This is a genomic window from Halobacillus sp. A1, from assembly GCF_024189295.1.
Classification (GTDB): Bacteria; Bacillota; Bacilli; order Bacillales; family Halobacillaceae; genus Halobacillus_A.
The window spans coordinates 1-10,936 of sequence record NZ_JAIZEN010000042.1 but is presented as its reverse complement, the minus strand read 5'-3'; the positions used below and the strand labels follow the sequence as shown (position 1 = coordinate 10,936).

Genomic DNA, 10,936 nt, shown 5'->3' with positions numbered 1-10,936 from the left:
GAAGCAGAACAGTATTCGGATGAAATACCGAAAGGTGTTATTTGAAGAATTAAGTGTTGAATCTTAATTAACGAAAACTGTTGAATTCCATTTGTTGAAAACTGTTAATTTCTACTTGACGGTTACATACATCAATTCTTATAATAAATTGAGTAGAAATATGAACAATAATAAATCAAAAAAATTTCCTGTATATAGCCTGCCAGCGCGTTTATTTTAATTCCTTTTTTGAATACCCCTTGAATACCCTTTACCGAAATTCAGTTAAAGTCCCTTAAAACCTAAAAAGGAAAAACGTGGATTTATAGCGGTTTTCCAATTTCCAAATAATGGAAAATATCCCCGCCTTTGAAAGAGCGTAAGAAATACGGTCTTAAAGGTGCTCGTCGTGCTCCACAGTTCTCCAAGCGTTAATATTTTTTATCAAGAGAAGCTCTTTTCCTTTTATCGGGAAGAGAGCTTTTTTATGCAGGTAGATTTGTAAACTATCGCTAGGCTCTGCCGCGGCTTGAAAAAATCCCCCGGGCTAACTGAGAGCCCGGGGGATTCATATTTACTTATAAAGCAAGTATTGCTTACGAACCTTCTCAAATTCCTTCAATTCATCTTCCCATTCAGCTTGCATGTCCTCTACGGACTCTCCGTTTTCAATAGCTTCACGAACCCAGCCATTTCCGATCAAGTTATCGAAAAAGGAAATGCCGGCTGCATTTTCAGCGCGGAACTCGAAGTCCTCTGGATACATGTCGTGAATGGTTTTTACGAGATGCAGTCCCGTTTCAACGGGTTGATAGGATTCTTTATGTGTGACATGTATTTCTACACCGTTGCTTAATTGACCCTGATGCTTGGAAAAGCTTGGGGTGAAGGAGGCGGCACGGAAAGTGACGCCTGGCAGCTGCAGGTTGTTCAGTTCAGCAGCCAGTTCTGTACTGTTAATGAAGGGAGCTCCAATCAACTCAAACGGCTGAGTTGTTCCTCGACCCTCTGATACGTTAGTTCCTTCAATCAATGCAGCACCGGGATACACAAGGGCTGTTTCTGAAGTCGGCATGTTCGGGGAAGGAGCGACGAATTCAAGAGGAGTATCGTCATAGTACATGTCACGCTTCCACTTATCCATTTCGACAACCGTTAAATCGGCACCAATTTCAAATTCCTCGTTGAAAAGTTTTGCGAGTTCCCCGACTGTCATGCCATGGCGGAGGGGGATTTCATAATTTCCAACGAAAGATTTATATTCTTCTTCTAACACAGGGCCTTCTACTTTGTCACCGCTTAACGGGTTTGGACGATCCAGTACGATGAATGGAATATCGTTCTCCTCTGCAGCTTCCATTGCGTAAGCCATCGTGTAAATATAAGTATAGAAACGGGTACCGACATCCTGAATATCAAAAAGCAGGACATCAACATCTTCTAACATTTCTGGAGTAGGTTTACGAGTTTCTCCGTATAAGCTGTAAACAGGCAGGTCAGTTTGTTCATCAATATAATATTCTACATATTCTCCAGCTTGGGCGCTCCCTCGTACGCCATGCTCAGGTCCGTAAAGAGCGGTCAGATCTACGTCTGGATCTTCATTCAATATGTCGACGATGCTGTTAAGGTCTTTATCTACACCTGTAGGGTTGGTGATTAAGCCTACGTTCTCTCCTTCGATCAATTCTTTTTTATCATCAAGCAAAACTTCTACACCCAGCTGGAATTGTTTATGTTTACCCTTTTGCTTCCCATTGTTTCCGCCCTTATCTGCAAAAACGACCGTAAAAGTGGAAAGGATGAGCACGAGCATGAGAATTCCGATAAATGTTTTTTTCAAGTGATCGACTCCTTTTTAAGTAGTAGGAGAAGGGGGAGGATCCCCTTCTTTATTCATAACCCAATCCATGGCCAAATTCATAAAGAGGTTCTCCATTTTCACCTGGTATCGTGACAGGGAGTGCGCCGGAAGGGTTGATTTCTCCAAACAGTGCAGCTGCTGTTGCGTCAAAGCTTGATTCATTAAACCCGTATTGAGCTAAATATCCATCAACCTCAGGAAAGGCCATAACATCGTAAGGATTACGGATGCCTACACCTGTTACAGGAGTATCGACTTCATCTACGAGTTGATTAATGAGCTGCATCTGCGGGTGGCTGTCCGCACGGCCTGCTACATTGAATGTGTACGTTCCAACAATGATATTGTCGGCGTCATCCAATTGAGCCAGCTGCTCGTCATTTAAAGGACCTGTAGCTTTTACTAGCTCAGTATTTTCATGTTGAGTGGTGATCGACTCGTACAGGCTGTCGATATAAGTGTTGCCGACAAGGACCACTTTTTCACTCTCGTCCGCATTTAAAGGCAGAACGTCGTCGTTTTTCACAAGTGTAATGGATTGATTGGATGCTTCTGTTTCTACAGCTTCATGCGCGTCAGATCCGACCGTTTTTTCTGCGTTCGCAATAATTTCGTCGATGTCCGGAGCGGATTCCTCTTTAATGATTCCGCGCTTCAACTTCAGGGTCAATATTCTTTCGACCGAATCTTCAATCCGCTCTTCACTGATTTCTTCTGTTTCCACCGCTTCTAAAAGTCCATCGGCCACTTCCTCAAGGCCGACCGGCATCAGTACGATATCGGTACCGGCTTTAACGCTTCGGATCACGGCATCTACGGATCCAAAGTGATCAGCGATAGCGTTCATATTCAGTGCATCCGTAATGATCAGCCCTTCATATCCCATTTCCTCACGCATCAACCCTGTCAGTACTTTAGGTGAAAGTGTGGCTGGCAGGGAAATCTCTGTTCCGTCTTTTTGTGAAGTTACTTTTGTATCATCGATTTTAGGGAACGTGACGTGAGCGGTCATGATGGCGTCAATATCCGCTTCCATGGCTTGCTGGAAAGGGTGTAGTTCGACGTCCAATAATCGCTCCTTATCGTGTGGTACTTCAGGCAGACCGAGGTGAGAGTCTACAGCCGTGTCACCGTGGCCGGGGAAGTGCTTCGCTGTAGCAGCTACGCCTGTGCTTTGTAATCCTTTCGTATAAGCGATTCCTAAATCAGCGACTAGATCAGGGTCTTCTCCAAACGAACGCGTACCAATAACGGGGTTATCCGGGTTATTATTCACGTCCAGTACAGGAGCCAGGTTCATATTAATTCCGAGTGATTCAAGCTCAGATCCGATGGCTTGTCCTACATCTTCGGTGATGTCTGTAGAGCGTGTTGCACCCAGCGCCATATTACCGGGCATATCGGTACCGGATTGAAGCCTGGTGACTATGCCGCCTTCCTGGTCAATCGTCATTAATAGACCATATTTTTCAGAGGCTTCTTGATAGTCAGCGACTAATTCAGCCGTTTGACCAGTGGTGACAACATTTTCACGAAAAAGAATGACACCACCGAGGTGATAATCCTTTACTGTCTGCTCAATTTCAGGCAGCATCTCTGTTACATTTTCACCGTCCCAGTTTCTAAAATCAGGCATGAGCATCTGACCGACTTTTTCTTCAACAGACATTCCTTCAATTGCATGGTCCACGACTTGATAGTGATCTCCTGTTTGTTTTACAAGTTTTCCTTCAAAATTCGGTTTCCCTTTTTTACCTTTCACAGGTTTGTGATCTACAGCAATACGATCCTTATTTGTTCCATCGGAAACAGAAATGAAAGTGCGGCCGTTTTTCCCTGTAAGAGTGACAGTTCCTTGTTCATCGACTGAAGCGACATTTTTATTGGAGGATGACCAGCTAAGGTCTTTATCTGCTTCTGTAAAATGTCCATCTTCATACAAGTTGAGGGCAGTGAGGGCGAGCTTATCGTTCTCAAATTCTGCTTCCACTTCAGGTACATTCTCAAGTAATACGAGATCGTCCGGCTCCTTCTCGCTATTAGCTGAAGCTGTCTGCGGGGTTAGTGGACTAATGACAAGAGCGGCAATGATGGCCGTCATGCCGTATCGATTTTTTAATCGCTTCATTTAGCTTTTCAACTCCCTTTATATTAATAAGATCTCTTTTCCCAATCATTTTCAATAATTTTAAAAGAAGCTGATGGATCTATATTCAAGTTTGTGACGTACCAGCCTCTGCCATTCGTACTTCCATCGGTTTGATAGCGGAAGCGGACATATTCAGCATCCGCAGGAAGGGATATGGATTGGGTTTTCCAGGCTACACTGCTTCCGGTGAGCGGCTGGGAAACTTCCGTCCAGGTATCGCCATCCTCTGACACTTCTACAACTCCGAAATCGTAGTCTTGCTCGATTCTGAACCACGTATCAAAAGTCAAAGTGGCTGCTTCTTTACTATCGATTTTAGCTGTTAACGTTCTATTCAAGTTATCTCCATAACCGGAGAACCAAGCTCCATCTTTCGTTGGCATATCGACAGGAATCGCATCAGCCACTTGTCTGGCGAACAATTGCCGTGTCGGATTTGTAGAGACTGTTTCTCTTGTCGGGTGAACACGGTTGGTCAATAAAATAGCGATGGTCTGATTATCAGGATTAATAACCATCGACGTCCCGGTGAAACCAGTGTGGCCCATCGTGGAGGCTTCCGTTAAGGCGTCCATATACCATCCTTGAGACAGTTCCCAGCCAAGACCATGTTCATTGCCGGGAAACTCGGGGATTTGATTTTCAGTTAAAAGAGCCACAGTCTCCGGCTCCAGGATGCGTTTCCCACCGTAGCGTCCTTCGTTTAGATACATGTGTCCAAGCTTAGCGAGGTCTTCTGCGGTTGAGAAGACGCCGGCGTGACCACCGACACCATCGAGAGACCAGGCGTTTTCATCATGGACTTCACCCCATACTAAACCTCTGTTGAGCGGCGTTTGATCTTCGGTGGCTGCAATTCTTTTTTTTAGTTCAGGGGGTGGGTTGTACATCGTATCTTTCATGCTCAGTGGGGTAGTGATATGTTTTTTTACAAACTCATCGAGCCGTTGACCGGTGATGCGTTCAATAATGGAGGCGAGCGTAATCATGTTCAAATCACTGTACGTGTATGTAGTTCCTGGTGGGTTAGCGAGCGGATGTTCAAAAACGTATTGTAAACGATCTTCACGACTTTCTCCTTCTGCATACAGTGGTACCCATGCGGTGAATCCTGACGTGTGAGTCATTAATTGTTCAATCGTGACATCTTCTTTTCCGTTTTGAGCAAATTCGGGGATGTGTTTGGCCACGGGATCATTTAGTTCAAAATGTCCCTCTTCATATAATTTCATAGCTGCTGTAGACGTAAATACTTTGCTGATTGATGCGACATCAAAAATAGTATCTTTCTGCATCTGGATTGGCTGCTCAGCTTTTGTTCCTTCATCGTCTTTGTAAAGAAGTGAATGACCATAGGCTTCGTGCTGAGCAATATGACCTTTACGAGCGACGAGTGTCACAGCTCCAGGCATCGCTCCTTCGGTTATTTTCGATTCAATGACTGAATCAATTTCTTTTAAAGGCTCTTTCATAAGTCCTGCTCCTTTCGCGGATCCGGGATGAATGATGGGAGCGGATGGGCCCGGATCACTCCAAGAAAACACAGGGTGCGGCTTTTCATTAGTTTTTTTGTGATGATGCTCCTCTATACTTGGCTGATTCCATTCGCCGGCTTGTACACTCCTTTCATCTAGAGTGGAAAAATAAATCGACGAGAATAGCAGCGCGGTAAGAGTAATGAATGTAGTTTTCTTTTTCATATATTCCTCCTTTTTATATTTAAATGTTCTATACACTACCTATGTTAAGTAACAATTATATAGATGTCTATACCACTTAAGTAACAAAGATTTTAGAAAATTTAAAATTTAATCAAAAGCTATCTAGTCCGATTGATACATTTTCCTGCAAGTCCAACCACCTTTCACACATATTTTTAAGCCTTGTCCCATATATTGTGCTACAAGGGTAAGGGAGTGGAGTCGGATGGGGCGTCGATTAAAAACGATGGTCTGGTTTGTAATGGTTTTAACATGTGTAGGTCTTGTGTCTATACCTGTAGAAGAAGTAAAAGATACGTGGCAAGCATGGTCATCACCACTATTCGGAAAAGTGATCATCATCGATCCTGGTCATGGAGGACCTGATGCAGGAGCGAGCGGCGCCAATGGTACAGAGGAAAAAGGAATCACCTTGAATCTTTCCAATTACTTAAGGGATTACTTGCAGGAAGCGGGGGCCATCGTTTATTTAACGAGAGAAGATGACCGAGATTTATCAGAAGCACCTATATCTACAAAACGAGGGAGCTTATCTGCTCGTAAATCTGAAGATATTCGAAAACGAATTGATATTATAAATAAATCCAACGCTGACCTTTATATAAGTATGCATTTAAATGCCAGCACTTCTTCAAGCTGGAGAGGGGCACAAACATTTTTTAATCCGAATAAAGAAGATAGTGAGAAGCTGGCGAAGTATGTTCAAAAAGAAATACAGGATAATTTAGAAAATACAACACGGGAGCCGCTCGGACTAAGGAACATTTATATATTAAGTAATGGAGAGCCGCCTGGTATTTTAGTAGAGGCAGGATTTTTGTCAAATCCCGAAGAACGGGCCTTGTTAGAAGAAGAGAACTACCAAAGAAAAGTATCTGCCTCGATTTACAGGGGGGTCTTAAGATTTGTCACAGAGGAATAAATGAACGACAAAATGCAAATCACTTAGAAAGCGTTTCATGTATGTTATACTGGCACTGGTGAAACATTTCTAAGGAAGGTGAAGTACGTGCTTACACAAGAAAAAGTTTTAGAAATCCTTCATTCCATCGAGGATCCGTTTTTACATAAAACGTTAGAAGAAACTGGTGGAATTCAGGAAATTAAGATAAAAGAAGAAAAGAATCATGTGAGTGTAAAGATTTTAATTGCTAAAACAAATACAGCTGAACAGATGGACCTTCAGCAAAAAATCGTCAACGAGCTGAAGAGCGGTGGAGCGGCAACAGTCGGACTTCGCTTTGATCAGCTGCCAGACGACGTGATTCAGAAATTCCAGCCGGCTGCCGAGGAAGAGCAGGAAGCTACTTTACTGGGCGGACAGACAGGAACGAAGTTTATCTCTATAGCAAGTGGTAAGGGGGGCGTAGGAAAATCTACCGTCACTGTTAACCTTGCCGTCGCGCTTACTCGTTTAGGGAAAAAGGTAGGAATTATAGACGCTGATATTTACGGCTTTAGTGTACCCGATATGATGGGAGTTGAAGAGCGCCCGGTCGTACGTGGTGAAAAGATAATTCCTGTAGAACGCTTTGGTGTGAAGCTGGTATCTATGGGATTCTTTGTAGAGGATAACTCCCCGATTGTATGGCGTGGACCTATGCTTGGTAAGATGTTGACAAGTTTCTTTAAAGAAGTAGAGTGGGGCGATCTTGACTACTTGCTTCTCGACTTACCACCAGGTACAGGAGATATCGCAATGGACGTACATTCTCTGCTTCCATCCTCTAAGGAAATCATTGTTACAACCCCTCACCCGACAGCAGCTTTTGTTGCTGCACGTGCCGGGCAAATGGCTATTAAGATGGAGCATGATATCCTTGGAATCGTTGAGAACATGGCTTACTTTGAAAGTAAAGAAACAGGGAACAAGGAATTCGTTTTCGGCCGCGGTGGCGGTGTGAAACTAGCTGAAGAACTGAAGACAGATGTCCTTGGACACATTCCGCTTCAACAGCCTTATGAAGATGAAGATGTGTTCGCACCGTCTGTTTACCAGGAAGACCACCCAATTGGGGTCGTATATCGTAATATGGCTGCAAAAGTGATTGATAAATTTTCTAATTAAATAGCTATGTTAAACGTCGCTGTTGATTTTCATGCACCACATGCCTACGGAAAGCGATCCGTTTCCCGTCCGCTGTCTCTGCATACAAAAGTTGCTAAATTGAATAATTAAGAAAAGCATCTTAAATGAAATCTAAACGAGATTTAACAGAGCCAATTAAATGAAAAACACGCAGTCGGTAGGTGGCTGCGTGTTTTTATTATGATGAGGAACCTTTTGTTCCTTCCTGACTTCCGCTTTCTTCATTCGACTGCTGCTGGTCTCCACTTTCACTCTCAGACCCACCGCCGCTGCTTTGCATTTCTTCAGCAGCTTTCAAGAGCGTTTCACTCATTTTAGCTTGGAAAACAGGGTTGTTTAATGTTTCTTCGATTGTTTTCTCCAAATGAGCCCGAAACTTCTGGCCCTGCATGACTTCAAGCATCTTTTCCATCATTTCAGGGTTTTGGTAAATCTCAATGAGAGAAGACTGATATTCAGAATCCTTCATCAAGCCTTTCATTAAGTCTTTCTGTTCCTCTTGAACGACTTTACTGAACTCCGGAACGAAGGAAGGGTCAGAAAAAAGCTTGCTCCAAAAATCTTTACCTTCTTCAGATAAAAGAGTTTCATTAACAGCGGTTGACACTTCTTCAGATTCAAGTGCCAATTCCTGTTTCATCTTTTCATCAGATAAAACTTCGATCAGAGCCTGCTGCCCTTCATCAGTCTTTAATATATCAACCATCATTTTTTTAGAGGTATCGTAATCTGCTTGCTCGCTGGCACCTGAACTGCCGTTACATGCTGCCAGGAAAACAACGAGTATGATGGGGCAGATCCATCGAAATTTGGACATGATAATTGTCCCCTTTCCTTTGTTTTCCCTTACGTTTAATATGTGCTTCGGAGAAAAAATTATGCGACCATGAACAAAAAATGAAGGGTTCGTGATAAAATACGGTAGGGAACTGTTAAGCAATTAGGGGGAAAAGTCCGTGAATAGTCGAAAATGGGTGCGATTATTTTTAACGACGCTTATGATTGGCGGCGTTTTAACATTGTTATCCAGTTTTATTATTAAGAGTGATTCATATGCCGAAGTTTTTCAGCCTTTTCAGATGTTTGAACTGCTTGGGCTGTTGTTATTTTTCTCAGGTTTAGGGTTTATTTTCAGCGTAATCAGTCAAATGGGCTTCTTTGCGTATTTGACGATCCACCAGTTTGGACGAGGGATTTTCAAAGGAAGCTGGACGTCCATTCAGGTTTTCTTAATTGCCTTTACAATATTTGATCTGATTTATTTTCGTTACCAGGCAGCAGAAGATGGCTCAATTTGGCCTTATATTTTCACTGCCCTTGGATTATTACTCGTCTCACTTATGATCGCTTACTTCAAAGCGAAGGAAACCAACAAGCAAGCATTTGTCCCTGCGCTGTTTTTTATGGTTGTCGTTACTTCTGTAGAATGGGTGCCGGCATTAAGAGCAGCTTCCAGTGACTATGTTTGGCTGATGATTATTCCATTAGTGGTATGTAATGCGTATCAGCTCATGTTGCTTCATCGGTTAACAGCAGAGAAATAAGAAAAAGAGCTGGTTCATCAGCTCTTTTTTATTCCACTTGAGTTATTTTTGCTTTGCTTCCATTTACCAATTCGGTGATGGTTGAAAACTCCAAACTTTTTTGCTTGAGTCCAGGCAATACTACTTCTAAAGCTTTATCAGTCTGCTTTACAGAGTCTGAGGCATGCATAAGTACGATGTCACCCTTATCTGTTTCTTCTAATACTGTATCAATAATCTGGTTGGTCCCGGGGTTTTCCCAATCACGAGGATTCACACTCCATTGAATCGCTTCTAAATTCTCTTCTTCCACTACTTTTAAAATTTCACCGTTAAATTGCCCGTGAGGAGCGCGGAACCAATCGACATCTTCAAAACCGAGTTTTTCAAAAGCTTCACGTGCTTTTTGGATGTCTTGTTTTATTTCTTGTGGTTCTAAATCCATGTAACTGTTATAAGAATATCCCATCATCGCAATCTCATGTTTACCATCGTGTATTTCTTTTACGATATCGGGATGGCGTTCTGCCCATTCACCACTTAGAAAAAATGTCGCTTTCGCTTCATGTGCTTCAAGCACCTTTATAATGTCATGAACTTTACTGTTTCCCCAGCTGATATTGAAAGTGAGAGCGACGAACGGCTGTTCTTCGCTTCCACGGGATAATGCTCGAGTCTCCCCTTTATTAGAAAAAACAGCAATTTGGCTTTGTTGCCCAATCCACATTAATATTGCGCAAAATAGTGCAATGACCACTATCACACCATATCTTTTAATTAATTCTAATTTGTTTTGGAAAATCCTCACGAGTCTGCCCCCTTTACTCCCTCTATAATTATACCTATGAAAAAATGGACAACCTATGCTATAAATTCAGAAAAAAGGGTAAAAATAAAAACAAGCTGGTTTTTTGAGGGAGGGTCACTAATGTTTGGACTTATGATTTCCAAGCAGGAACATCAAGAAATTGAGTATTTATTAAAGAGAGAAATGGAAGAAATCACACTTGACCTGGGGGATCATAGAATTGATCCATCCATTAAAGAAGCTATGGAAGAAAGGTATTCTGTTTTATTTCAACTTTTTAGAAGATTTGCAACGGGTGAAGAATGTCTTCAATACATGCCAAAAAAGAAAAAACGAACGAATTAATGTTCAAAAAGCCTGAAGTTCACTCAGGCTTTTTACTATTCTGGAGGCAGCGTTTATTGAAAGTAAATAGAGGGAAAAAGAAAAAAATAATAAATTAGCAAAAAGTTATTGCGTTCGCTTAAAACTTTATGCTATATTATTAAACGTTGTCAGTTAAGGCAGTGACGAGCTAATAGATGACTCGCCAAAAAGATTTGAACTTTTTTCATAAAACTTGTTGACTTAAATGAGTATGCATGGTAAATTAGTTCTTGTCGCCAAAACGACAAAATGAATTTTGATCTTTGAAAACTGAACGAACCAACCAGTACGTCAAGTCTTCTTTCTATTATATAGAAGGAAGTAAAACAAGCACATTCGGTGTGCAAATGAGCAAGTCAAACTAACTTTTATGGAGAGTTTGATCCTGGCTCAGGACGAACGCTGGCGGCGTGCCTAATACATGCAAGTCGAGCGCA

At 42.2% G+C, this 10,936-nt stretch carries 9 protein-coding genes, 1 rRNA gene and 1 pseudogene; 6 read left to right on the top strand and 5 right to left on the bottom strand.

Annotated elements, in window-relative coordinates; translation table 11 throughout:
* Positions 1-348: 348 nt before the first annotated feature.
* Positions 349-414 (top strand): annotated as a pseudogene (gene rpsI, locus LF817_RS19650) (30S ribosomal protein S9); the annotation flags it as partial.
* Between the two features lie 139 nt (positions 415-553).
* Here the strand turns inward: rpsI and LF817_RS19645 are convergent.
* The 3 genes from LF817_RS19645 to LF817_RS19635 are packed head-to-tail and all read right to left on the bottom strand — an operon-like array spanning position 554 to position 5,692.
* Positions 554-1,822 carry an exo-beta-N-acetylmuramidase NamZ family protein gene (locus LF817_RS19645; RefSeq protein ID WP_253937510.1) on the bottom strand — a complete coding sequence of 423 codons (1,269 nt, stop codon included), beginning with the start codon at positions 1,820-1,822 and terminating at the stop codon, positions 554-556.
* Between the two features lie 49 nt (positions 1,823-1,871).
* On the bottom strand, positions 1,872-3,971 hold the full coding sequence (locus tag LF817_RS19640; RefSeq protein WP_371925114.1) for a glycoside hydrolase family 3 protein: 2,100 nt from the start codon (positions 3,969-3,971) through the stop codon (positions 1,872-1,874).
* Positions 3,972-3,994: 23 nt separating this feature from the next.
* Positions 3,995-5,692 (bottom strand): serine hydrolase domain-containing protein, encoded by a 1,698-nt coding sequence (locus LF817_RS19635; protein ID WP_253937509.1) that lies wholly within the window; start codon positions 5,690-5,692, stop codon positions 3,995-3,997.
* Positions 5,693-5,918: 226 nt separating this feature from the next.
* Between LF817_RS19635 and cwlD the strand changes: the two genes are divergently transcribed.
* Together cwlD and LF817_RS19625 are read left to right on the top strand one after the other, a co-directional pair.
* A complete protein-coding gene (gene cwlD, locus LF817_RS19630) occupies positions 5,919-6,635 on the top strand; it encodes an N-acetylmuramoyl-L-alanine amidase CwlD (RefSeq protein ID WP_253937508.1) in 717 nt (238 codons plus the stop codon).
* Between the two features lie 87 nt (positions 6,636-6,722).
* A complete protein-coding gene (locus tag LF817_RS19625) occupies positions 6,723-7,781 on the top strand; it encodes an Mrp/NBP35 family ATP-binding protein (protein ID WP_253937507.1) in 1,059 nt (352 codons plus the stop codon).
* Between the two features lie 199 nt (positions 7,782-7,980).
* Here LF817_RS19625 and gerD read toward each other — a convergent pair whose 3' ends face one another.
* Positions 7,981-8,619, bottom strand: coding sequence for a spore germination lipoprotein GerD (gene gerD, locus LF817_RS19620; RefSeq protein WP_253937506.1), 639 nt, complete (start codon positions 8,617-8,619; stop codon positions 7,981-7,983).
* Between the two features lie 139 nt (positions 8,620-8,758).
* Between gerD and LF817_RS19615 the strand changes: the two genes are divergently transcribed.
* Complete coding sequence (locus LF817_RS19615) at positions 8,759-9,346, top strand: KinB-signaling pathway activation protein (RefSeq protein ID WP_253937505.1); 588 nt, start codon at positions 8,759-8,761, stop codon at positions 9,344-9,346.
* Positions 9,347-9,374: 28 nt separating this feature from the next.
* Here LF817_RS19615 and pdaB read toward each other — a convergent pair whose 3' ends face one another.
* Positions 9,375-10,133, bottom strand: coding sequence for a polysaccharide deacetylase family sporulation protein PdaB (gene pdaB / locus LF817_RS19610; protein ID WP_253937504.1), 759 nt, complete (start codon positions 10,131-10,133; stop codon positions 9,375-9,377).
* Between the two features lie 120 nt (positions 10,134-10,253).
* On the opposite strand from pdaB, the gene LF817_RS19605 reads away from it, so the two are divergent.
* Together LF817_RS19605 and LF817_RS19600 are read left to right on the top strand one after the other, a co-directional pair.
* Positions 10,254-10,478, top strand: coding sequence for a hypothetical protein (locus LF817_RS19605; RefSeq protein ID WP_253937503.1), 225 nt, complete (start codon positions 10,254-10,256; stop codon positions 10,476-10,478).
* A 388-nt stretch (positions 10,479-10,866) separates the two neighbouring features.
* Positions 10,867-10,936, top strand: a 16S ribosomal RNA gene (locus tag LF817_RS19600); the annotation flags it as partial.